This is a genomic window from Arthrobacter sp. TmT3-37, from assembly GCF_054510835.1.
Map to the genome: position 1 here is coordinate 1 of NZ_JBTNDU010000012.1, position 24,613 is coordinate 24,613.

Below are 24,613 nucleotides of genomic sequence, written 5' to 3' on the forward strand. Positions count from 1 at the left end.
AACGAACGACGGAACGAACGACGGAACGAACGACGGAACGAACGACGGAACGAACGACGGAACGAACGACGGAACGAACGACGGAACGAACGACGGAACGAACGACGGAACCACCGACGGAGAGGCGACGCATGGGAGCCGGGACCGGGGAGGCCCAGCCTGCCGCGCCCCGCGGGGACGTGGGCAACAACTGGGTCCCGGTCGCAGGGATCGGGGCTCTCTTCCTCGGCGGAGCCGTGACGGCGCTCGTGGTCGACGGCGACACGCGGCGGACGGCGGCCTATTTCGTGGTGAGCACCCTGGTGCTGATCCTGGTGGCTGCTCCCTGGCTCGTCTCCCACCCTCCGGCGCTTGCCGCTCCTCCGGGCGCCTATCTGGTGCTCGGCGTCGCCGTCGAACTGGGCGCACTCGTCGGCGGTGCCGTGGAGGCCTTCCACGGACTCGGGGCCTGGGTGGTGCTCGGGGTCGGTCTTGTGGTGTACGGGCAGTTGGAACGGGCCCGCGTCATGGTCACCGCGGGCGGAGTCGCGGCCGTCCTCGGTGTCGTCGCCATCGCGGCGGCTCTGCCGTGGCTGACGCTGGGGCTCGCGCTGGCCACCTCGGCGTTTCTCGTCCTCGCAGCGTGGCGACTACGGCGGCTCGGGCCGCACGCGCAGTACCGGGCGGTTCGCGCGGCTAGGCGGCGGGCTGCAGCGTTCCGACGGTCATCAGGACGATCGACGACGCCGAGCATGCCGGGATCTCCTGCGCCAGGACGAGCGAGTCGGTGGCGCCCGGCGGGTAGACGCGGACTCCGGCCGCCGGCGTGATGCCGCACCCGTCGCCGTAGTTCTGGGCGTTGGTCTGCTGCAGCGTGGCCGTCGCCGATGCCCCGGGAGCCAGGACCACAGGGGTCATGGCGGAGCCGTCGCGGTCCGCGGGAGCGCCGATCTGGGTGCCGGACGCATCGACGAAGGACACACCGGGGAACCCGTCGACGACGCACTCCTGGTCGGATGCGTTGGTCAGCACGATCGTCCGGTAGACGCTCCCGGCTGCTGCTCCGCCGGCCTGGTCCTCGACGGCGCCGCTGAGTTGCGCCGCGGTGCAGACGCCGGCGGCTGCCGGCGTCGACTCGGATGCACTGGGGGAGGGCGACGGCGTCGCGCTCTCCGTCGTGGCGGTCGGATCGGGGGTCGCCGGGGTGGTCGGCTCGGCCGAGGACTCCGCTGTGGCCGACGGCGAAGCCGACGGTGCCGATGCCGATGCCGATGCCGATGCAGAGGTTGATGACGAGGACGGTGACGAGGTCGCCGTCACCCCGGCGTCCTCCGATCCCGACGACGCGCAGCCGCTCACGACGGCGATCACTCCCACGGCCGTGACGGCCGACATCCAACGCTTGCTCCCCAGCAGACTAGTCATGCCCTCACCCTACGTCCGGGAATCGGGGTGTCCCGCAGGCGGCGCGTGGTGTGGCGGGATCGTTACACGCCTACTCGTGGTGGTAGGACCGGCCGCCGGCGATCTCCTGGGCGCGGTACACCTGCTCCGCGAGGATGAGGCGGACGAGCTGGTGCGGGAACACCAGCGGGGAGAGGGACCAGATGAAGTCGGCGCGCCGGTGCACGTGATCATCGACGCCGTACGCCCCGCCGATGATCACTGTGACATTGCGGGAGGACTCGAGCGGGCGCAGGAGGGTCCGCGAGAGCGTGGGGGAATCGATGGCCTTGCCGCGCTCGTCGAGCAGCACCACGTAGTCGTCACCGAGCCTGGCGAGGAGCCGCTCGGACTCCTCCCGGCGCGCGGCGTCGTGCTCCCTCGCCGAGTGGGCGATCAGCTGCCACGACAGGTCGAACGGTTTCTTGAGGCGTTTCACGTAGCGCTCGATGCCCTCGGCCACCCAGCTCTCGTGCTTGCGGCCCACTGCGAGCACCCGGATTCCCATGTGATCAGGCTATCGCCAGGGGAAGGACTCCGGCCCCGCAGTGGCCCCGGGATGAACTGCGGGCGAACGCTAGGCAAAGGACAAGCGCTTGCACAAGACATTCGTCCGCGGAAGTTTTCCTGCTCGGCGACCGGCGCCGTAAGTACGCTTACTAAATTCTGTGAGGACCACGAAGTGAACGAAGGGGGCGGCAATGTCGACCATCACCGGCGGATTGGACGCACCAGGCACAGCGGGGAAGGACATCCGGCTGATCCTGGCCGGGCACGTGCACTTCCCGTCGTCGTCGCTCTTCGCAGGGATCCCCGTGTCGGTCGCGTCGTCGACCTGCTACACGCAGGACCTCAACGTCCCCGTGGGCGGGATCCGCGGCCGGGACGGGGCGCAGGCCTTCAATCTCGTGCACGTCTATCCGCACACGATCGTCACGTCGGTGGCCACGCTCGGGTCCTATCCGACCGCCGGGGAGTACATCCCTCCGGAGGAGGCACGACGACGCCTGACGGCGGGGATCGGGACTCCCGTCCGGCGCTGAGCGGACGGGAGCACCCGGGCCGGGGTCAGCCGTTCGCGTCCTCGCGGGACGTGATCCCGAAGCCCGGGGACTGCAGTTCGGTGAAGTTCCCGACGGTCGCGCGCACCGTGCACTCCGGCGTGATCTGCAGGGCGGTGACGGTGAGCCCCGAGCTGTCGACGGCGAGCGCCCCACCGCAGCCGTCGGAGAACCGCACTCCGTCCTCGCCGCCTGCGACTGCTGTGAACATCTGCGACGGCTTGCCCGACGCCGGACTGACGTAGAGCGGGTTCAGCTCGTCCGGGCCGCCGGCCCACACGGGGATGAGCGTGATCTTCAGGGGGCTCGGCGTCACCACACGCGCCGGGGTGCGGACCTCCACCCCGGTCAGACGCTGAACGGGGTAGGCGGTGCCCGGAACGGCCGGGTCCTGCGTCGCGGCCGACGTCGCCTCGGACCCGCCGCGGAGCCACGCATCGAGCGCCTGCTGGTCGGCGGGCTGCGCCGACACCGAGGCGGTCACCTGGACCGACCCTCCCGCCGGGACCTGCAGGTCCGACAGCGTCCAGCCGCACGCGACATCGAGCCCGGTGATGGAGGCCTGGTTGCGCTTGGCGGGGGCACCCTCCCAGCTCACGGCAGGGCACGCCTCACCCTCGGCCATCCCCGGGACCACCTCGAGGAACTCCCCGGACAGCGGCGCCTTCTGTGCTGCGTAGGTGAGCGTCAGGCGGATCCGGCCGGAGGAGGGCTCGTAGGCGGCGGCCCGCGAGATCGTCAGGCCGGTGGGCAGGGCGGTGTCCTGCGTCTGGGCCGACAGCGGAGCGCCGGCACCGGCGGACGCCGCCGGCCGCTCGGCAGGGCTGAGGACCACGAACCCGACGACCATCCCCACCAGGAGGAGCACAGCCGTTCCCGCGAGGAGGAGGGCCTTGCGGGTGCGCCAGAACGGGAGCGCGTCCGCGGGTTCGAGTCGGGTCCCGGCCACCGGCCGCACGTCGCGTCGCGGCAGAGGGCGGACGATGGTCGCGTTGCCCGCCTCCCCGAGCCGCGGGACCTCCGTGCTGTCGTCGGCGGGCGGGGCTGACGCCAGGGCTGCGAGCTCCGCGTCCGTGAAGGCGCCGCGGACCACCGTGGCGGGGCGATCGACGTCGTCGAAGTCCGCCGGGGCTTCCCCGGGCGCGAGGGGCGCGCTCGCGGCGAGGCGCAGCGCGAGGCGTCGGAGCGTCGCTGCCGCCTCGGCGGCGGTGGGGCGCTCCGCGGGGTCCTTGGACAGGAGCCCGGCCAGGACGTCCCAGAGGCCGTCGTCCACGGGGATCCTCGGCGGATGGGCGGAGACGTGGCGGTAGGCGACGCTGAAGTCCGTCCCCGGGCCGGCGAAGGGGGTGCGTCCGGCGAGCAGCTCGTAGAGCAGGACCCCCGTGGAGTAGACATCACCGGGAGGGCCCGAGCGGCCCTGGCTGATGAGTTCCGGCGGCATGTACTGCGGAGTGCCGATGAGGCCCGTCGTCTGGCGGACCCTCTCGCCCACGACGTCGGAGATGCCGAAGTCGGAGACCCGGACGTCGCCCGGGGTCCACCCGGTCCAGGGCCGGGCGAGGAGCACGTTGTCCGGCTTGATGTCGCGGTGCGTCACGCCCCGGGTGTGGGCGAACGCCAGTGCGTCGAGCACCTCGGCGGTGACGCCCAGCGCGTCCGCGGGACGCAGCGTGCCGGCTTCCCGCACGACGTCCCGCAGGGAGCCGCCGGCGACGTAGTCCATGACGATGGCCAGCCTCGCGCCCTCCACCACCATGTCGCGCACCGTGACGATGGAGGAGTCCTGCAGCCCGAGCAGCACGGACCGCTCACGGACAAACCGCTCCACCAGTGAGGCGTCATCGGCGTGCTCGGGACGCAGCACCTTCGCGGCGAGGATCCGGTCGTCGCTCGCGGTGACGGTCCACACCTCACCGACGGCTCCGGAGCCGACCCGCTCACCGAAGCGGTAGGACGCGCCGAGCGCCTGGCCCGTCTGTGCGAGTTGCATACCGTTCCCTCTCCCTCTCTCCGACGCCGTCGGTCTGCTCTGCCGGGCGCACCCGTGTCGGGGCCCCTGTCATCGTAGGTGCCGGTCAGCCTCCGGGACTGATCGACTGGACGAGCGACACCTGTCCGCCCACGCCGAGGTATCCGCGTCCGGTGGTCAACGCCACCGGCGCCTTCCGGGGCAGCGCCGCGCCCAGCAGCTCGCCGTCGTAGTCCACATCCGGCTGCAGCAGCACGCCGAGGCGTGACTTGCGGACCGTCTTGGTCCAGTGTCCGTACAGTCCGCGGAGATCCGCGGCCCGGCCCGCCGCGATGACGCACAATCCCGACGTCCCGGAGGCCACGATGCCGGCGATGGACTGGTCGGGGTCCTCGAACCGCTCCGCGTCGTCGACCAGGAGGAACACCGGGCCGCGCTCGAGCCGCAGGGACGCCAGCAGGGCCGGGACCTCGTCCGCGCCGACGGCCGTGCGGTCGAGGGCAGCGGAGGCCAGGGGGGAGCGACGGTCGCAGATGCCCCAGACCTGGGCTGCTCCCTGGGGTGTGGCCGCTCCCCGCAGGGCCGCGGCGAGTGCCATGAGCAGCGTGGACTTCCCGGAGCGGGCGGGCCCGGCGATGAGCGCATGCTCACCCTCGTAGACCTCCAGGAACGCGGGGGAGAGGTCCGACTCCTGGAGTCCGATCGGGATGCGCCACGGCTCGGCGTCCAGGTGCGGTTCCACCCCCAGGTCCTGCAGGGTGACGTCCGCAGGCAGGCGCCGGATGGCCCGGGACTTCGCGGGGGCGTCGGCCCAGCCCTGCCGTACCCGGTCCACGGCGGCGGCGACCCCGATGCGGGGCGTGGCCACATGCATCTGGAGCGCGGTGCGGGGGTCCACGCAGCGGCCCGGGAGTGCGGCCGGGATCTGCTTGCCGCGGACGCCGAGCGAGGAGTAGTCGTAGGTGTCCGCCAACCGGAACAGCCACCGCTGGAGGGTCACCTCGTTCATGGCCGAGGGCACCGCCTTGGCACGTGTGGTGGAGACCGCGAAGGAGAGTCCGAGCGCCGGGCCGTCCGCGTACGCACGGTACAGCAGGTCCAGCAGCTGCTGCCCCTCGTAGTCCTGGAGCTCGTCCCGCAGGGAGGCCAGGCCGTCCAGCAGCACCACGGTGCGGCGGTGCGTGCCAGGCTCCGCGCGGCGCCGTTCCAGCTCGCCGTGCAGATGTCGCAGGAAGCGGGCCTGCTGCTCCTTGGCGCCGGCCCCGGAACCCACGTAGGCGACGGTGTGCGGCAGCCCTTCCAGGGCCGCGAGCGCCCGCGAACCCAGGTCGAGGACCATCAGGTCGAGGTCGGCCGGATCCGTGTCCCGGGCGAGGGACAGCGCGATGGACGCCAGTGCGGTCGTCGTACCGGAACCGGCCACGCCCATCAGCATCAGGTTGCCCGCAGACAGGTCCCAGCCCGCCGCGGACTGGCGCTGCAACTCCGGCTCGTCCATGAGCGTCACCAGCACCGAGGAGCCCCGCACCCCGCCCACCCTCGGCAGGTGGTGCGGGTCGGGTTCGTCCGCGCCGTCGTCGTGCCCCTCGGGGAGGAACCCGTCCAGCTCCACGCGCTCGCCGAGGGCCTCGGGCCAGACCTGCCGCGGCGGTGCGTAGCCGGCGTCGGCGTTGGCCCCCACCACGGCATCGATGAGGAGGTCGAGGTCGTTCTCGTCCGACGCCGCGGCTGCGGACGCCGCCGCCGGGGGCACGGGGACGCCGAACCGGCGCACCTCGCGGACATCCACCGCCGCGCCCCCGCCGGCCTGCACGCGTCCCGTGACGAGGGCCGTCTGCACGGGTGTGATCTCGTCCTGGCCGAGCTTCACGTAGGCCCGGCCCATCTGTGCCCGGCCGATCGCCGAGGCCGCCGGGACGCCGATGACGTTGCTGGAGTCCTCGCGGCTCTGCACCCGCAGCGCCACCCGGAGGTTGGTGTTCGCGAGGATGTCCTCGCTGACGACGCCGGCGGGGCGCTGCGTCGCCAGGATCATGTGCACGCCCAGGGTCCGGCCCACGGCCCCCACGCTGACGAGCGCCTTGAGCACGTCCGGGAAGTCCTTCGCCAGCATCGCGAACTCGTCGATCACGAGGAGCAGCCTCGGCATGGGCTCGGCAGGGTTCGTGGCGAGGTAGGCGTTCAGGTTGTCGATACCCTCGCCGGCCGCCGCGAAGACCCGCTGGCGGCGCTCCATCTCCGCTTCCAGGGCCAGGAGGGCGCGGTCGGCCAGTTGCTCGTCCAGGTTGGAGATGGTGCCGATGGTGTGCGGGAGACGTTCGCAGGCCTTGAACGCCGCCCCGCCCTTGAAGTCCACGAGGATGAAGTTCAGGCGGGTGGGATCGTTGCGTGCCGCGAGGCCCGCCACGAGGGAGCGCAGGAACTCGGACTTGCCGGAGCCGGTGGTGCCGCCCACCAGGCCGTGCGGGCCGTCCTTGACGAGGTCCAGCGTCAGGGTCCCGTTCTCGTCCGTGCCGATCGGCGTCGACACCCCCGGGGAGGTCTCCCACATGCGGCGGATCGTGGCCGGGTCGGGGTGCTCGTAGCCCAGGAGCCGGGGCAGCCGCACGAGGGCGGGAAGGGAGGCCCCGGGCACACTCAGTTCCGGGTCGTCGAAGCGTGCCAGGCGCATGGCGCAGCGCAGCGCCTCCTCCTCGTCGAGGCCCGCGAGGATGACGTCGTCCACGCGGACCAGGTCCTCCGGTTGCTCGACGGTGGCCGCTGCATCCGACCCCACCCTGATGATGGTGGTGCAGGCCGCCGGCAGTTGCTCCTCGGACGTGGCGATGACGATGCCCGCCACCCGGGACGTGCGCTGGTGCGCCGTCAGGGAGGCCCCCGGAACGGAGCGGCCCATACCGAGCAGTGCGCGAGCCGGGGCATCCCGGCCCTCGGTGAGGACCTCGGAGTCCAGGACCACCAGCAGGGCCGGCGTGGGCAGTTCGGCGACCGTGTCCTTGAGCGAGCGGAGCATGGCAAGACTCGTCTCACGATGATCGGACATCCACCGCCGGCCCGTGCTGCTGCCGGCCTGGCGGGTATGCGGGAGCCAGGAAGCCCACTCCCACTCGTCGGCGCGTCCGGCGTCGCAGAAGACGCCGACGGTCAGGTCTGCGGGTCCGACGTGCACGGCGGCCTGGGCGAGGAGGGACCGCGCGAGCGCCAGGGTGCCGTCCCGCGGTCCCACGATGCCCACCACTCCGGCGTCGGTGAGGTCCACCAGCACGGGTGCGGCCAGCAGGCGCGCCGCCGCGAGGGAGTCCCTGACCTTCTCCTGCATGCGGGGGCCGGCCGACCGATCCACCGGGGGCTTCCACGGGACGTCGCCCGTGCCGGCGTGCAGGGCCAGGAAGTCGTCGGCGTCGGCGCGGCGCTGCCACAGGGAGGTGGCGGGGAGAGCCGCGCGCCGTACGACGGTCGCGGGATCGGGGATCAGCCGGTGGCGCAGGGCGGTCTCGGTCTCCGCTGCCGCACGGATCTGCTGCTCGAAATCCTCGATCGCTGCGGTGAAGCGGGCGTCCTCGTCCTTGAGTCCGCGGGCGTGACGGCGTTTCTGCTCGAACCACATGCCCACGGCCATGACCGGGCTGAGCATGGCGAACATCGCGAAGCGGAGGTCCCGCAGGATGATGACCATGGCCACGGCCATCACGAGGGGCGCGAGCACGCTGATGTAGCTGAACTTGCCGGCGGGCGGGACGTCCTTGGGGCTCGGGGGGATGAGCGCGTCGGCCGCCGGGGCCTTTCCGGGACGGGGCGGCCGGTTGAAGGGCGCCGTCGCCGCGGGGGTCAGGTTGTGCAGGCTGCCCGGCGCGGGGGCCGGGGTCTCGTCGAGGGACCGGCGCAGCAGGAGCACTGTCCCGCCCGCCGTGATCGTGGCGATCTCGCGGACCAGGACGCCGTCGTCCCCCACCTTCTCGCCGTCCACGAGGGTCCCGTTCGTGGAGCCGCTGTCCAGGACCCGCACGCCGTCGTCCTCCCGGCGAAGGCGGCAGTGCTCCCAGGATGCGCTCTCGGCGGGCAGGGTGAGATCGGCGTGGGGTGACCGGCCGATGAGCATCTCGCGACCGCGAGGGACGTCGGTCACCGTGCCGGTGTGCTGGCCGCCGGCGAGTGTCACGCTCCAGTCGCGCACGCGCTGGGGAGCCGGCCACGGTGCCCGGGCGATGCGGCTGCCCTCCAGGAGGACGAGCTCCGACACAGGGGTGGACCCGCGGACCTCGGCCTCGTCCACGAACACGGACTCGTCGGGCCCAAGGCATGGCCCGCCGGCGATCTCCACCAGGTCCGCCAGCGTGGTGGCCGGCGCTGCGTGCGCCACCTCGCACTCGAAGCGACGCTCGTCCAGGTCTATCAGCACGCGCACCGGGCGATCCTTCTGTCAGTGGAGTGGACCCGTCCACGGAGCGTGGGCCGGGGACGTTCGGTCAGGGGCCGGGCGTGGGGGCCGGCGCCGGCACCCAGACGAGGCGCGGGGCGTCCTCGTCCGCCGGGCGCAGGCCCAGGTCCTGGGGGGACGCGTAGACCGGCATGGCTTTGGCGGTGAGCGCCTCGGGGCGCGAGAAGTCCAGCGGCGGTCCTGCGAGCCCTTCACCGGGACCCAGCGAGACGGAGCGAAGCGCCTCGCCGACCTCTGACGGATCGCCGCTGCCGGCAAGGGCGACCGCCCGCACCAGGGCGACGACGGCGTCGTGGCTGGCCGCGTCGGCTGCCCAGGCATCAGCGGAGAACGGGGCGTCACCGGTCAGGTTCTTGACGTCGGCATCGCCCGCCGCCAGGCGCACGGCGGACAGGAAGGCGGACATCCCGCGCCCCTGGGCGTCCTGCTGCAGGGCGGCGCTGTCGCCGGCGGACGGCGCGATGCCGACCAGCTGCCCTGAGGCGGTCCCGTCGAGATCGGAGAGCGCGGAGGCGAAGTCCGGGGCGGTCGCGCCGTCGGGCAGGATCAGGGGTACGGAGACGTTCCGGGACTGCAGGGCCTGGACCAGACGGGCCAGCCGCTGCGGAGTGGCGGCGGAGACGACCACGGCGTCCGCGGAACCGGTGGCTCCCGTGGACCCGTTGCCCGCGGGGGCGTCCGGCGCGCGCTGCTGGTCGCCGGTGAGGATGGCGGCTTCCTGTGCCATGCCCGTCACGTCGTCGAAGTCCTGGAGGTCGAGGGTCTGCGCGATCGGTACCGACGCAGGGGTGGGGCCGCCGTCGGTGACGAGCAGGACGCTGGTCCTGCCGTTCACCGCCGTCCGGAGGGCCACGTCGACGGAGCTGCGGGACGGCATCGTGGTCCAGAGGGACGGCGCTGCCTCCGCCGGCTGCACGTACGGCAGGATCGCCGGGAGTCCGAGCTTCGAAGCGGCCTGGGCCGCCGCCTGGGCCTGCGTGCCCGAACTCGCGATGACGACGCCGGACACGCCCTGCTCGGCGAGTGCCTGGACGGCGGCGCGTGCGCCGTCCTCGGTCCCGCGGTCGTTCGCGGTGGGGAGGGTGAGGGCGGCACCGCCCTGGGCGAAGCGCTGTGCGGCGACGACTGCGCCCTGAGCCGCCCGGTTGTACTCGGAGCCGGGCTCGCCGGACCGGCCGAACGTCAGGACGACGCCGATGGTCAGGTCCTCGGGCAGGCCTTCGGCCTGCAGCGCCACGGGAACGGTTGCGGCCACGGGGTCGGGCCGGATGGCCTCGGCAGGGCGATTCACCACCGCGGTCAGGGCGATCACGGCCGCGACGACGAGAGCAGCCCCGACGACGAGCAGCGTCATGAGTCTGGTGCGCGGGCTCATACGCCGGCGTCGATCGTCAGGGTGTACAGGGTCTGCGACGTCGCGCCCTCCGGCACCTCGAGGTGGAAGGGCGGCAGTTCCTCGACGGCGGCGAGGGAGGCCTTGAACTGTGCCTGGCGCAGCAGCAGCCCGTCCACGTCCCGTGAGCGGATGTTGGTGTACCCCTCGGCGTTCTGGGAGGCGAGGGCCAGCTGGAAGTCGGCGGTGTCGGCCTTGGCTGCGCTGGTGGCCATGGAGCCGAGGAGGCCGGAGCCGTTCACCGTGCGGTCGCCGAGATCGAGCATCACGTTGTTGAGGCTCGACGCCAGCAGTGCGCTCGCGCCCTCGACATCGCGGGTGGAACCGGACGTGCTGGAGGCGATGTTCGCGAGCGAGGACCGGGTGCTCCTGTCGAGGCTCGCGGCCAGGGCGTCGCCGCGCTCGTTCAGTTCGTTGCGCTGCTTGTCCACCGTCCCGCCGGCCTCGGTCACGACGTCGTCCGAAGTCGCTTTCAGGCCGGTGATGGAGCGGTCGAACGCCGTGATGACGGAGGCGGAGCCAGCGTCGCCGATCTCGGCGACCTCCCGCACCTGGTCGTCGACGAGCTTCGAGATCTCGGTGGAGGTCTCCTTCGAGACGTCGCGGAGGGACTCCCTGATCTCGACGCCGAGTTCGTCCTGCTGCTCCTGCAGTCCCTCGAGGCTCTGGGCCACCAGGTCGGAGGAGCCGATCGCTTCGACGAGCACCACCTTGAGGGCTTCGAGTTCGTCGCGGGTGCTGCTGACGTCTTCCGTCGCGGCCTCGTCCAGCTTCTTCACGGTCTCGTCGATCGCGTCCAGCCCGGAGTCGTTGCCGGTGATGGCTTCGTCCAGGTCGTCGAAGGCCTTGGAGATCTTCTGGTCCGGGTCCGTGGTGTCGACGGCGTCGAGGACCGAGTCCCAGGCGGTGGCCTGCTCACGGAGCCGGACGTCCAGCGGGTCCGCGAAGTCGCGGGGCGGGATCAGGTCCAGCACGGGAAGCGCCTCGACCGTCGTCCGGAGGTGCACAGCGCTGTCTATCGTGGGGCCCGTCGTGGACCCGTCCGTTGCGAATCCGTCCGTTGCCGGTACGTCCGTCGTGGACCCGTCCGTCGTGGATCCGCCTGGCGACGGCTTGTCAGCGGAGGGATCGCCCGGCGTCACCGTGGGCGTCGGCGTTGGGATGATCGTGGGGGAGGGCGTCGGCTCGGATTCGGTGGGCTCGGGCTCGGGCTCGGGCTCTGGCTCGGAGTCGGACGGCTCGCAGGGCATGGACGTCAGGTAGGAGCGCAGCTCCTCCACCTCGCCCGTGGAGAGCCGGCCCCTCCGGGGAGAATCGCCGTCGGCCAGCTCGCACAGCTCGTCGGCGAGCTGCTGGGTTTGTTGCGTCATCGAGCCGTCCCGCCGTGAGCCGTCGACCAGTTCGTCTCTGGCTTCCTCCGCTGTCTCGCCGATGGCCTTCAGCTTGTCCCGGAGACCGTCGACGCTGTCGCGGGCCATCGCCGAGGCATCCCGGGTCGTTGCGACGGACTTCCGGGCGGACGTGATCGCGTCCCTCACCGCTGCGAGGGCCGTCGCGTAGTTCTTATCGTCCGCGGCACCGGCGAGCAGCGTCTCGAGGTCCGCATCCACCTGCTCCAGCGCTTTTGTGGAACTCTCCTGGTCGGCGATCGCGTTCTCGATCATCTGCGGCTGCAGGCCCGCGACGAGCGCGTCGCCCTTCGCCTTGAGGCCCAGCAGGGCAGCCGTGACGGTCGTTGCTGAACTGCGCAGCGAACAGGTCACCGAGCCCTGTCCGGCGCACTCCTCCGGTGTCGGGTTCTCCGGGCCCACCGTGATCCTGAGGGAGTCGGCGACGGAGTCGCGGCAGTCTGCGCTGACCTTCGCGTAGGCATCGAGCTGCGCCGCCATCGTCAGGATGCTGGAGTAGACGGTGGCCGTCTGGCCCGGCTTCGGCACCTCGGCGGAACAGCCGTCGCCGGAGATCGGGACCGTGGTGGGCGCGGCCGACGTGTCGCCCAGCATCGCGTCCACCGCGGACACGGTCTGCTGCAGCTGGGACATCGTCGTGGACTGCGTCGCGTTCGTCGCAGCTTCCAGGTCCCCACCGAGGACCTGCAGCTGCTCCTTCAGGTCCAGCATCGTCCGGGCCAGGGCCTGGGAGTTGTCGCGCAGTTCACCGGCAGTCTCGACGCCCAGGGTCTCGGCGGTGGTTTCGAGGTTCTGCCGGACGTCCGTGATGGTGGATCCTGCCTTGGTCAGCACGATGTTCACGTCGGAGACCAGGGAGATGGTGCGCCGCTGCAGATCGAGTTCGGACCCCGTACCCGAGGAGAATGCGCTGGTGACCACGCCGTCGGCGCTCAGATCGTTGTTCAGGCCCGGCTGCACCGCCAGATCGAATGCGGGCACCTGGAAGTCCTCGACATCGGCCACGAGGCGCAGAGTGGTACTGGCTCCGGAGCGTGGCGGGGCCAGGACCGTGGCCCACTGCACGACCGCCGAGCCGTCCTTCGTGCTGCTCAGAACCCCGTTGGTGCCCGTCGAACCGTCCGCGGAGCCCGGGGTGACGTCGTCCGCCCGTACGCCCTCCAGCTTCGTCGATGCGGCGATCGTCAGCGGAGCACCGACGAGGGCGGTGTCGGAGCGGGTCTGGCCCGCCGCGTCGTACTCGATGGCCTGTGGCTTGACGGTGAGGTTCTCGAGTGTCAGGTCTATCTCGACCGGGCCGGTGTGTCCCTGGAGATCCGTGAGATCGGACCCGGACCTGTTCCCGGCCCTGTACTGGAGGCTCACCCGCACCGGCAGCTCGCCCACCGTGTCGGCGGTGTTGTACTCCGTGTCCTTCGCAGAGGACTCGCCGGTCGCGGTCACCGAGATGGTGGTTCCCTCGATCGTCTCCACGCCTGCGGCAGGGGAGAGGTTCACACGCACGGTCTGCAGGAGCTTGACCGGGTCCGACACCGGCTCCGGGTTGCGGGTGGGTGTGCACGACGTCGTCGCGATCAGTCCCACGGCAACGAGGACGGCACTCAGCCCCCGACCGGGCGCGCCGAGGCGCCTCGGGTTGTGCTGGTGCATGCGAGACCGTGTGGCCATGATCGTCCCCAATTCCGTTCGGTGCCTTGAGCATCATACGTGCGGGCGAACGCATTCTTCGTCCGGCACTCCTGCGGTTGTTGCGGACGTTTCAGGCGACGTTTGTTCCGGTAGTGGCTTTTACGAATTGGTATTGGTAGCGTCACGAGCGTCCGCTCGCCGGTCGTTCAGCCCGGCATTGAAGCGGTTGTCTCTTGGGGAGGATATTTTTCATGTCGCGTGTGTTGTCTACCGAGCAAGCGAAGGCTGCTATCGGCCAGGTCCAGTCGATCATCAATGGTGGTTTCACCGATCAGATCTCGGCGCTGGATGCGCAGGGCAGGATCCTGTCGGACCCGAATATCTGGGACGGGCCGCTGGCCTCGCAGTTCCGGGGTTCGACGTGGCCGGAGACGAAGGCCGCCCTGGACAAGGCCAAGCAGGAACTGGAAGAGCTGCGGACGCAGCTGCAGAAGATCTCGCAGGACATTTTCTCCGCCGGCGGCGGCGCCTGAGTACGCATTCGCCGATATGAGGTGAGGTGATCGCGCCGCCGGATCGAGCGGTGCGATCACCTCATCGGTGCGGATCAGTTCTACCGGCCCGAATTTCTCCCGGCCCGGGTTCTTTGCGTTTTCCACCGGCCTGAGGTGATTTCCGGGCCGGCGGGGTTCTACGGTCTCTTTCGGGTGTGGGATGCCGTCCGGCAATGTCGGCGGCTGGTCGTTTTTCGGTTCTTTCTGCTGTTTGTTGCTTCTGGGGGGCGTTGGTTGTGACCGATTTCGTTGAGGTGCCGTTGTTGCCGGTATCGGATGCGTCCGATGGTGGGCGGTTCGATTACGGGGTGGCGGGAACGGTGAAGTCGGCGTTCGAGTCCGCGGCGTCCCGGCTCGAGGAGCAGTCGGCGACCCGGGCTTCCTATGTCTCGACGGCGAGAGAGGATTTCAGGGGTCGTTTCTCGGAGATCTTCCAGGCGAATGCGACAACGGCGGCCAGTGACGCAACAGCGTTGGCGGCGGCGTTGCGGACGGTCGCCGGGTATGTAGGGCAGATGATCGACGCCGGTCATGAGGAGGACTCCCGGCGGAAGAAGAACAACGAGTGGGTGCGCGAGCACAACGACCGCAACGGTTTCGAGCAGTTCGGCGACTGGTTGTTCGGCGAGGAGGCTCGCCCGAACATGGACCCCGGCAGCGCTCCCTCGTTCGCGCCGGCGTCTGCCTCGACGGGTTCCCGCCAGACACCTGCACCCGGTGGCGGTGGGTACGGGGGCGGGACGTCCTCGGCCCGGCCGGAGCACCTGCGCACCTTCGCGACCAACGCCCGTGGACTGGACGAGGGTCTGTCCTCGGCGCCGGGCGCCCTGTCCGGGCACCTGTCCTCGTTCGCGTCGAGCTGCTACTGGGGGACCATCGAGGCCTCCGGTGTGATCAGTGCCTACCGCGAGTATCTGCGGGCGAATGAGAACGATGCGGTGTGGGCGGTCACGGTTGCTGACGCGTTCGCCGCGGCCGGTGGCGAGGGTGCCGTCTCGACGGTGTCGGATGCGGGCCTGGCCGAGGCACTGGCCGCGGCCGGGGTCAGCGCGTCCCGGTCGGCGTTGAGCATCGACCCGCCGACGGCGGCGGGCGCGATGCCGACCAGCGGGTATGCGAATGATCCTGTGAACACCGCGACCGGGAACTTCATCGAACCCGAAACCGACCTCGGCTTCACGGGCCTGGCGTCGGGTCTGGTGCTCTCACGGATGTACAACTCGCTGGGCTCGGGCCTGGACACCCCGGGGGTGTTCGGTCCGGGCTGGGCTTCGGTGCTGGACCAGCACCTGAGCCTCTCGGACGAGGGTGCCCGCTGGGTGCTGGCCGACGGCCGGGCCGTCGACTTCCCCCGCGAGGGCACCGGCTGGGGCCGGGCCGTGGGCGAGAACTACTGGCTCACCCGCGAACCCGCCACCTCTGCGGACCTGACGGAACTCGACTCCGTGTCTGACGGCGTGCATGCATCCTCCGAGTTGCTGGTGGTCCGCAACAACCAGGGCGGATGGTGGGCCTACTCCCTCGCCGGTTTCTGGTTGGGGGCCGGGTCCGGACCTGGCCGGACTGTCTCGGTGATCCGCGAAGAACCGGCTGACCTTCGCCTGCCCGACGGCGGGAACGTGACTGTGGGTGCTGCACCTGCCGGCGATGCTGCCGATGACGGGGTGTCGGCTGGCGGGCCCGCCGGTGGTGTGCCGCTGGTGGCCCGGTTGTCGCATGGGCGGGGGCGTTTCCTGGAGATCGACTACGTGGAGGGGCGTGCCGCCGTGGTGCGGTCCTCGGACGGGCGTCGGGTGGAGTACGGGTACGACGACGCCGGCCGCCTGGTCGGCGTGACCACCGAGACGGGGACCCGGTCGTATCGGTGGAACGAGCAAGGCCTGATCGACGCCGTGGTCTCCGCGGCAGGGGTTGTGGAGGCGGAGAACACGTATGACGAGCAGGGCCGGGTGATCCTGCAGGTCACGCAGCACGGGCGGCGGGTCCGGTTCGCGTACCTGCCGGGCCGGGTCACCGTCGTCTCGGACGAGGACGGCACCCGGTCCAACTCGTGGGTGGCGGATGCGAAGGGCCGCCTGGTCGGGGTCCTCGATTCCGAGGACCGGCGCCAGTCCATGGCCTACGACAGGCACGGGAACCTGGTGTCCCTGACCGAGCGCGACGGCTCCGTCACGGTGCACGCCTATGACGAGCGGGGCCGCAGGATCCGGACGGTGACCCCTGAGGGCGCGGACCTGACCTACGGGTGGGACGAGCACGACCGGATCACCACCCTGGTCACCGCCACCGGGTCCGTGGTCAGCTACGACTATCCCGATGGGATCACCCGGGACCCGTGCGTGGTGCACGACCCCCTGGGCGGCCGGACGATGCTGGAGTGGGATGACGGCCAGCTGGTGCGGGTCACGGACCCGGTCGGCGTGAGCGTCGGCTTCGAGTACGACGGGTTCGGGGACCTGGTCGCCACCCGCAACGCTGTCGGGGATGTTGCCCGGATCGTCCGGGACCAGGCCGGGCGTCCGGTGACGGCGATCAGCCCGTCCGGGGCCGAGACCCGGTTCGGCTACGACGCCAGGGGGCTCTTGGTCCGCCGGGTGGACCCGGACGGGGCGGTGTGGTCCTTCGAGCACGACCCGGCCGGACGGATGACGGCGTCGGTCGCCCCGGACGGGGGCCGGACCGAGCTGGAGTACGGGCCGACGGGGGACCTGGTCCGCACCACCGACCCCCTCGGGCGAGTGATCGAGCGGGTGGTGGATGAGCTCGGCAACGTGACCGCGGCGGTGCTGCCCGACGGCGGCTCCTGGGGGTTCTCCCATGACGCGATGTCGCGGCTGGTCGGGATCACGGATCCGGCCGGCCATGACTGGGTCCGTGAATACGACAGGGTCGGTGCGTTGACCGCGGTCGTGGATCCGACCGGAGTCCGCACTGACACCACCACCGACCGGACGGCGGGGACGGCGACGATCACGGACGCCTTCGCATCCGCGACCTACACCTTCGACCAGTACGGGCGGCCCACGAAGGTGGCCGGCGCGGACGGGTCGGCGGAGCTCATCACGTATGACGCGGCCGGGAACCCGGTGGAACTGCTCGACGGGGAGGGCGGCCTCACCATCCTGGGCCGGGATGCGGCGGGGAAGATCACCTCCATCACCTCGCCCGTCGGCGCGGTGACCCGGTACGAGTACGACGCGTGCGGGCGGCCGTGGAAGACCACCGACCCGACCGGCGCGACCACCGTGCTGGCGTATGACGCCGATCAGAGGGTTGCTTCCCGGACCCTGCCCACGGGTGAGGTCGAGTCCTTCACCTATGACGCGTGCGGCAGGTTGATCCTGCGCCGCACCCCCGGCAACGGGACCGCCCGGTACGGGTACGACGCGTGCGGGCGCCTGACGTACTCGCAGGACACCTGGTACGGGACCCGCCGCTTCACCTACAACACCGCCGGAGAGCTCACCTCCACCATCAACGGGGTCGGTGGAAAGACGTACTTCGCCTACGACGCCCGGGGACGCCTGGTCCGGATCACCGACCCCCTCGGCGGGGTCACCACCCGCACCTACACCGCCACCGACCAGGTCGATTCGGTGACGGATCCGCTGGGGCGGGTCACAACCGCGACCTACGACCCGGCCGGGCGGCAGCTGTCCCAGACCGACCCCGAGGGCCACACCACCACCTGGACCTATGACACCGCCGGCCAGGAGGAAAGTACGTCGGTCGACGGAAGGCTGATCGCCTCCGTCGACCGCGATGCCCTGAACCGGCGCATCGTCATCACCGACCACACCGGGAACGTCGGCGCCGGTGCGGGTGCTGACGGGCTGGTCGTGGATCACGAACTCGGCTTCAATCGGCGCGGGCAGCTCACCTCCCGCACCCGGGGAGGGCAGGGCTTGTCGTGGGCGTACGACGCCGACGGCCACCGGACCAGCTTCACCGACGCCCGCGGCACGACCACCACCTACGCCCACGACCCCGCCGGACGGCTCACCACCGTCACCAACCCGTTGTTGGGCGACGCGGTGTTCACCCACGACGCGTCCGGCCGCCTGACCCGCGTCACAGCCGGGAACCTCGCCCAGGAATGGACCTACCGCAACGGCACCCTGACCGAGCACACCAGCACAACTTCCTCCACCCGCGAGGGACGCGCCGATTACGTGGGCCGCTCTGACAGTGCCTCGAGCAATACCGCGGGCACGGATGTGACGCTGATCGGTCGGGACGACGACGGGCGGATCACCGCCCTGACCCGCGCCGGGGTCATCACCCGCTACGGGTACGACGGAGCCGGGCAGATGATCATCGCCACTACCACGCCCGTCAGGAGCGTGGATGCGTCCGCATCAGATCCGGCGCCTGACGCCTCATCGGCAGCGGCGCGGGAGCAGCTGCCGGCAGTGGCCTCGGAGTGGGAGTACGACGCCGGTGGACGCCTGATCCGCGAGAGCACCCCCGCGGGGACACGGGTGTTCGATTACGACGCCGCGGGTCAGCTCCTCGCCATCACCGGCCCCGACGGGTCCCGGACGGAGTTCATCCACGACGGGCTGGGTCGGCGCACCCGCCTCATCGGCGTCGACGGGTCCTGGACCGAATACGCCTGGGGCCCCACCGGCCAGCTGAAGAGCACCTGTGAGCGCACCCCCGACGGGGGTGTCACGTCCCGACACGAGCTGTGGGTCGACGCCCTGGGCGAGCTCGCCGGCATCGACGGCACGCGCCTCTGGTGGGACACAGCCAACCCCATCCCCACCCTCACCGACATCACCCCATTCAGTGACAGCATCGCGGGGGCAGGGACCACCGGCATCGCTGGTGTTGGTGGTGGGCAGGTGCTGTCCCTGCCCGGCGGCGTCACCGGGATCGGCGACGCCTGGACCGCGTCGGGATGGCGGGCCGCCCGTCCCACCGACGAGACCGACCCCTGGGCAGCTCTCGGCACCCCCATCATCCCGACTCCCGTTGGGATGACCGGGGCCGGCACTGCCGGACTCGATGCCAGCGCGGGGCCGGCCGGGGTGCTGCCGGCGGGTGTCGGCCTCACCGGTCACGGTGGTGTGGGCGTCGCGGGCCTGGAATGGCTCGGCGCACGCGCTTACGATCCGGCGACCAGGGGCTTCCTCTCCACCGACCCGCTAGCCCCGGTCCTGGGCGCGGGCTGGGACGGCAACCCCTACGCCTACGCCGGCAACAACCCACTGAACACCACCGACCCCACCGGGCTGAGGCCTCTCACCGACGATGAACTGAAGGCCTACGACGGTTCCACCGGCGGTGCCATCGCCGCTGCCGGGGACTGGCTCGGAGACAACTGGGAATACGTCGTCGGAGGTGCGGCCATCGTGGGCGGAGCGGCGTTGCTGTTCGTCCCGGGTGGGCAGGTCGTCGGAGCGGGACTGATCAGTTTCGGCGCCGACGTCGTGATCCAGAAAGCCACCACCGGTGACGTGAACTGGGGGCAAGCCGCCATCTCCGGTGGTCTTGGCATGGTCGGTGGCGGAGTAGGTATGGCGGCCGGCAGGATGGTCAGCAACCCCGTGGCCCGGGTGGCGGTCGCGAACGGTGTCGAGGGGGCGATCAGTGGAGCGGGCGCGTACGTTGCCGGGCCCGGACCTCACACTCCAGCGGGTCTCGCGCGGGCCACCGCTCTAGGCGGCGGCACTGGAGCCATTCCGTTGGGTGGTGCCGCTCAGAAGGTCCGACTACCAGCCCCGCCAGTGACGAGACTCGCCGATCTTGCGCCCAACCCCTACGCGGGAGTGCAGGACGCGTCTGCGTGGCTGCAGAAGCTTGGAGTTCCTCGCGAATACAGGAAAGAGGCTCTGCAGTCATTCCAGCCGGGAACGGTATCGTTGGAGGTTGCTGGTTCCGCGCAGTACGGACTGCGATTCTTCGGTGGCGGGTCTGAGGCACTCGGCCGATATATAACGCCTAACCTCCCTGCCACCAGGAGTGATCTGGCTCTGCCGTCTGTGAATACGATGGAACGGTTGGCGCAATTCAGGATTACCGAAGGTTCCGAGTACATATCCGGGAGGGTTGGTCCCAACTTCGGGTATCCAGGCGGCGGCATTCAGTATTATGTCCCCGACCCCAACGTCTTGGTGAGAGTGGAGTGATGACCGTGGACTTGAGTAGTCTGCTGGCCTCTTTGAGGGAAGAATTGGCGCTCGACACCGGAAAACGCGCAACCAGCGCGTCCGACGCGTCTCTTGAATCCGTCATAAGTCTACTTCGAAGAGCTGAAATCTCGGCAGGAGCGGGCCAATCCGAACGAGTTCGAGAACTGTTGGACTCAGCCGCGCGTCAAGTATCGGATTCCTGGTCGTTCAATTCGAGCTTAGGCAAAGAGATCCTTAGATGTAGTCAAAGGGCTGCTCGCTAGTCTTCGAGCCGGTTCGGGCCGTTCTCGCCATGCTGGACCCGAGATGTCCCGGCCAGCCCACTTCAGCATCCACTGGAATGCAGCTCGGGGAATGCTGCTACCCAAGTGAACCGCACAGAGTCCCAGTGGAAACGTGCTCCTGAGGGCTGCGGCGCCGCAGCCCTTAGGAGGGCGAGCGGGGATCGGTGGGAAGGGGCATCTGGATTTCCGCCGGGGGTGGCAGCCGGGCAGGGAATTGACCTGTTCATCGCAACGAAGGCCCTGTCGTTTTCGTCTTGATGTAAGTTGCGAAGCCACCGACAGGTACCGCTGATGGGGGCTTATCTCATGAACTCTCCGGCCGGTCTCATACTGGGCTGTTGTTGAGAGCGCGGAATTCGTTGCCGAAAAGACAGGAGTAGCGCCATGGTGAGCGATAGCGTGAGTCCTGGCGCCGGGGATGAGGCCGTACCTGAGGGATTTTCGGAGGAGGACCTCCGCCTGCAGGCAGAAAACCTGATGCCCACCACATGCGGAAAGGATCCCGCGTCGGGTCGTATATTCTCGGGACTGTCATCATCGCTGCATGCGTCTTCTTCCGAGGGGTGTTCGCGCACGCGATCCTTATCGAGGGCGGTTTCTTCGCCGGATAGATCGTCCTGAGCCCACTCATCGCTTGTGGGACGGTTGGGTTGGCTGATCAGAGACGATGAAGAGGTTTATGAAACGCACTGCGCATAAAAGCGAGTCGGGGTTGGGATACCTGATCCTCGGCATTGCCATCGCCTGCGGCACTGCTGCGCTGATCGTCCTTGGACAACTCGAGGCGTCGTGGCCCGCATTCACAGCCCTCGCTGCGAGTGTCCTGCTGGGCGCGTGTCTGTTCAGATTCGGGGTGCGTCACGCTTGGTTGGCGCTGCTGTGCTTACTCGGCGCTCTGGCGGTCGGCCTGGTGCTTTTCGTCCGCATCGACGTGGCTGGTTCCGCGGGCATTGCCTGGATAGGAGGGTTCGTGGCCGGGACGCATCTGGGCGTTGCGTGGCGGATCGCAGGGAAGAACAGGAAGCCGGCTCCCGAGCGTGCTGCTTGGACAGTTGGCGGTCGAGGTATGCGCACTGTCGCGGAGGCAAGGGAGGCGGCTGCCGGTGCGTTGCGTGCTCTGGACGGCACGAAGGGCGGGCGGGTGTCCGTCGAGCGAGGTGGCGCGCGGTTCGAGGTGGCCGGTGCCGTGCACCCGGGCTTCATCTGCCATCGCACCACCGACGCCTCCGACGAAGGATCATGGGCGGTCCTGGTGCGCACAGGGCCGGTGCCGGATCAGTCGGTGGAGATACCGATGGGAGGCCCGAAGGGCTTCATGCCTCTGCGGCTCGTTCACGATGTCGAGTCGGTCGAGGAGGCGCTGGGCGACTTCTTCGCGGATCCGGGAGCGTCCTCGTTCGGATCAGAGTGGGAGAAAGGCAACCAGGCCGAGGGCACCCGCCTGCAGGCCCGCTAGTGTCTTTTCGTTGCTGAAAGCTGAAGTACGGGGAATTGATGGACACCCGTCGACGACGGCCGAGTGCCGATACCCGGGCGTAGGGTGGGGAGCTGACGAAAGGAGCACCCCATGAAGAAGATCCTCATGGTTCTGACCAGCGTTTCCGAGATCGGCGACACGGGGGAGAAGACGGGCTACAACGTGGCCGAGGCTGCACATCCCTGGAAGGTCTTCAAGGACTCCGGGCACTTCGTCGACTTCGCATCGATCAAGGGCGGGCAACCCCCGCGCGACGAGGTGGACACCTCCGATCCCGTGCAGGTGGCCTTCACGGAGGATGAGACCACTCGCGCCGGCCTCTACAACACGGCCCGCGTCGACGTCGTGGATCCCGATCAGTATGACGCCGTCTACCTCGTGGGAGGGCACGGCACCATGTGGGATTTCCCGGACAGCGAGGGCCTTCAAAAGCTCGTGGCTGCCGTGTACAACGGAGGCGGCCTGGTCGGTGCGGTGTGCCACGGGCCTGCCGGACTGGTGAATGTGGAACTGGACAACGGGTTCCGCCTCGTCGAGGGCCGCACGGTGGCCGCCTTCACCAATGACGAGGAGGTTGCCGCGGGCAAGGACAAGGTCATTCCCTTCTTCCTGGCGGACCGTCTCGAGGAACAGGGTGCAACCCATGTCTTCGCCGAGGTCTTCGAGGAGAAGGTCGTGGTCGACGACCGGCTCGTGACCGGCCAGAACCCTGCGTCGGCAGCGGGCGTGGCCAAGGAGATGGAGAAGCTCTTCGCGGTGGTCATCCGCCAGGAGAAAGCCGAGGAACAGCACGAGTCGGAGGCCCTGCGCGCCGAGAAGGATGCGGTCAAGGCCGCGGCGGCCGGCGACGAGGACTGACGTCGGATGGTCTCGTCAGGTGACCCGCGGCGTCCGTTCCGCGGGTCCCCCGACGAGAGTGCGTAGGTCCGGCTACACCGAAGTGACGGGGCCCGGCCTCAGGGCGTCTGCTCGTCCGTCGTGCCCCGTTCCCTCTCGAGGATGGTTCCGGCGATGACGCTTGCCCGCGCAAGGACGTCGAGCTGTGCCGGGTTGTACAGCGCCGCGATCGATTCGACGACGGTGTTCCGGGTGACCTCCAGACTTTTCGACAGGTGCTTCCCGGGCTCCGTGAGCCACGGGTAGTTCCTGATCGCATCGACGATGGTTGGTGCGTAGCGCTCGGCGAGTTTGGCACGTGCTGGTTCGTCGGCGTCAGGGGCTAGCTCGTCGAATTCCCTGCCCGGCGACTCCGGATCCTGCCGGATCATGGACCGCAGATCCTGCATCGCGTCGTCGTCGTACACCTGGGAGTAGATCAGCATCAGGGACTGGTCCTGCTCGGACAGCCTGGGCGCCACATCCTCGAATCCTGCCGGGACGCCCGTCACGGAGGAGCCCTGGAGGATCGCCTGGATCTCCGCCCTGGCGCGCTGCAGCCTCTCGATGCTCACGGCGAGGTCCGCGTCGATCGACCTCAACGCCTCGAACGATGAATCGCCGTCGAAGGTCACGTCGTCGATCTGGTCGAGCGGGACGTCGAGATCCCGCAGGCGGCGAATTTTCAGGAGACGGACCAGGTGCCTGACCTGGTACTGCTTGTAGCCGTTGGACGTCCTGTCCGGCTGCTCGAGGAGACCGACCTGGTGATAGTGACGCACCGTATTCACCGTCGTCCCTGCCAGCTCGGCGATCTCGCGGGTGCTCCACGCCACTGTCGCCACTCCTTCCGCGTCCTCGTTCGCCGGGTCAGTCGCTGCGTCCGCTGTCCGTCAGCCGGCCCGTGGGGAACCCATCGTCCCACCCGCGGTGGTCGCAGGCTTCGGTCACCACCCGAGGAACCCGACGAGCCCGGCCGCGAGAGCCGCGATGACGCCGGTCCACAGGACGATGGCGATCGCCTGCCAGAACAGGACCCGCTCCTTCCGGACCCCCGATGCTGCGAAGAACGCGGCGGTGAGCTGCGTGGGAAGAGCAAGCGGGGCGAGGAGGCTCGCGCCCGGCACGCCGAATCGGGAGAGCCAGCCCTGCAGGCGGCGCTGCCCCTTCACACGCCGGGCCGATGGAGCAGTGGATGCGGGATCTGCCGGCCCGTCCCCGCCTCCTCGACCGGCGACGACCTTCTCCCGGACACGGGAACTGATCACGACGACTGCGAGCACGCTCAGGAAGTTGCCGATCATGGCAGCGAGCGCCGCCACGACCGGGTTGATCCCGAGGACGATGCCGATTCCGGCAGCACCCTCGCCTTCGATGTAGGGGACCGCTGCGGCGACGGCGACGCCCAGCGGCTGCACGATCTCCGGTAGCTGCTGTACCCACTCCTGCATGCCCTCGTACGGGTTGGCCATGACATTCTCCTTCGTCTCTTCCGGCAGCCGGCGTAGGTTGTCCCACCGCGAGTCAGCGCGTTCCGGTTGCAAAGTCACGAGCGTTGTGCCGGGCCGGATTGCTCCATGTGCTCACCATTGAAGAGGCTGTGCCAGGAACAGGGTCAAGGCGCCGGGACGAGGCGTGCGCCACACCGGGGCGTCCACCGCAGCGGATCGGGGCAGGGGCACTCCGCGCTGCGCAATGTCGCAACGGGCGTGAGGGGAGCAGGCGGTGACGTCGAGGACATCACTCGATCGACGTTCTACATCGTCGACTGGACGCAGGAGCCGCAAATCGCTTCCCGGGGCGAAGCGAAAGGCCCCCATTCCCTCGTGAAGACGGGGAATGGGGGCCTTTCAAAGGGCGGTGACGGTGGGATTTGAACCCACGTTGGCTTTTACACCAAACAACATTTCGAGTGTTGCACCTTCGGCCGCTCGGACACGTCACCAACGCCGCTACTTTACCGG

At 69.6% G+C, this 24,613-nt stretch carries 13 protein-coding genes and 1 tRNA gene; 5 read left to right on the top strand and 9 right to left on the bottom strand.

Annotated features, from left to right (window positions below; translation table 11 throughout):
• Positions 1–675: 675 nt before the first annotated feature.
• Together ACX80U_RS13890 and ACX80U_RS13895 are read right to left on the bottom strand one after the other, a co-directional pair.
• A complete protein-coding gene (locus tag ACX80U_RS13890; RefSeq protein WP_459268874.1) occupies positions 676–1,404 on the bottom strand; it encodes a DUF4232 domain-containing protein in 729 nt (242 codons plus the stop codon).
• Between the two features lie 70 nt (positions 1,405–1,474).
• Complete coding sequence (locus ACX80U_RS13895; RefSeq protein WP_459268875.1) at positions 1,475–1,930, bottom strand: 23S rRNA (pseudouridine(1915)-N(3))-methyltransferase RlmH; 456 nt, start codon at positions 1,928–1,930, stop codon at positions 1,475–1,477.
• A gap of 193 nt (positions 1,931–2,123) precedes the next feature.
• Here ACX80U_RS13895 and ACX80U_RS13900 point away from each other — a divergent pair, with 193 nt between their 5' ends.
• The gene (locus ACX80U_RS13900) at positions 2,124–2,465 is read left to right on the top strand and encodes a hypothetical protein (protein WP_459268876.1); all 342 of its coding nucleotides are present in this window, start codon (positions 2,124–2,126) and stop codon (positions 2,463–2,465) included.
• A gap of 25 nt (positions 2,466–2,490) precedes the next feature.
• On the opposite strand, the gene ACX80U_RS13905 is transcribed toward ACX80U_RS13900, so the two are convergent.
• From ACX80U_RS13905 to ACX80U_RS13920, 4 genes are all read right to left on the bottom strand, one after another.
• Positions 2,491–4,473: a serine/threonine-protein kinase gene (locus ACX80U_RS13905; protein WP_459268877.1), complete on the bottom strand. Its 1,983-nt coding sequence runs from the start codon at positions 4,471–4,473 to the stop codon at positions 2,491–2,493.
• 85 nt (positions 4,474–4,558) lie between these two features.
• A complete protein-coding gene (locus tag ACX80U_RS13910) occupies positions 4,559–8,857 on the bottom strand; it encodes an FtsK/SpoIIIE domain-containing protein (RefSeq protein ID WP_459268878.1) in 4,299 nt (1,432 codons plus the stop codon).
• Positions 8,858–8,918: 61 nt separating this feature from the next.
• Positions 8,919–10,265, bottom strand: coding sequence for a type 1 periplasmic-binding domain-containing protein (locus ACX80U_RS13915; RefSeq protein ID WP_459268879.1), 1,347 nt, complete (start codon positions 10,263–10,265; stop codon positions 8,919–8,921).
• On the bottom strand, positions 10,262–13,360 hold the full coding sequence (locus ACX80U_RS13920) for a hypothetical protein (RefSeq protein ID WP_459268880.1): 3,099 nt from the start codon (positions 13,358–13,360) through the stop codon (positions 10,262–10,264). The genes ACX80U_RS13915 and ACX80U_RS13920 overlap by 4 nt, the downstream gene beginning before the upstream one ends.
• Before the next feature lie 212 nt (positions 13,361–13,572).
• Here ACX80U_RS13920 and ACX80U_RS13925 point away from each other — a divergent pair, with 212 nt between their 5' ends.
• The 4 genes from ACX80U_RS13925 (at position 13,573) to ACX80U_RS13940 (ending at position 22,631) form a co-directional block, all read left to right on the top strand.
• Positions 13,573–13,854 (top strand): pyrophosphorylase, encoded by a 282-nt coding sequence (locus ACX80U_RS13925; protein WP_133080355.1) that lies wholly within the window; start codon positions 13,573–13,575, stop codon positions 13,852–13,854.
• A 257-nt stretch (positions 13,855–14,111) separates the two neighbouring features.
• Positions 14,112–20,009 (top strand): DUF6531 domain-containing protein, encoded by a 5,898-nt coding sequence (locus ACX80U_RS13930; protein WP_459268881.1) that lies wholly within the window; start codon positions 14,112–14,114, stop codon positions 20,007–20,009.
• A gap of 954 nt (positions 20,010–20,963) precedes the next feature.
• Positions 20,964–21,752: a hypothetical protein gene (locus tag ACX80U_RS13935; RefSeq protein WP_459268882.1), complete on the top strand. Its 789-nt coding sequence runs from the start codon at positions 20,964–20,966 to the stop codon at positions 21,750–21,752.
• A 111-nt stretch (positions 21,753–21,863) separates the two neighbouring features.
• Positions 21,864–22,631 carry a type 1 glutamine amidotransferase domain-containing protein gene (locus ACX80U_RS13940; protein ID WP_459268883.1) on the top strand — a complete coding sequence of 256 codons (768 nt, stop codon included), beginning with the start codon at positions 21,864–21,866 and terminating at the stop codon, positions 22,629–22,631.
• A gap of 98 nt (positions 22,632–22,729) precedes the next feature.
• On the opposite strand, the gene ACX80U_RS13945 is transcribed toward ACX80U_RS13940, so the two are convergent.
• The 3 genes from ACX80U_RS13945 to ACX80U_RS13955 all read right to left on the bottom strand — a co-directional run bounded on the left by ACX80U_RS13945 (position 22,730) and on the right by ACX80U_RS13955 (position 24,594).
• Entirely contained in the window at positions 22,730–23,485 is a 756-nt protein-coding gene (locus tag ACX80U_RS13945) for a MerR family transcriptional regulator (RefSeq protein ID WP_459268884.1), read from the bottom strand.
• Positions 23,486–23,596: 111 nt separating this feature from the next.
• Positions 23,597–24,121, bottom strand: coding sequence for a small multidrug efflux protein (locus tag ACX80U_RS13950; RefSeq protein WP_459268885.1), 525 nt, complete (start codon positions 24,119–24,121; stop codon positions 23,597–23,599).
• Positions 24,122–24,507: 386 nt separating this feature from the next.
• Positions 24,508–24,594: transfer RNA gene (locus ACX80U_RS13955), tRNA-Ser, on the bottom strand.
• Positions 24,595–24,613: the final 19 nt, after the last annotated feature.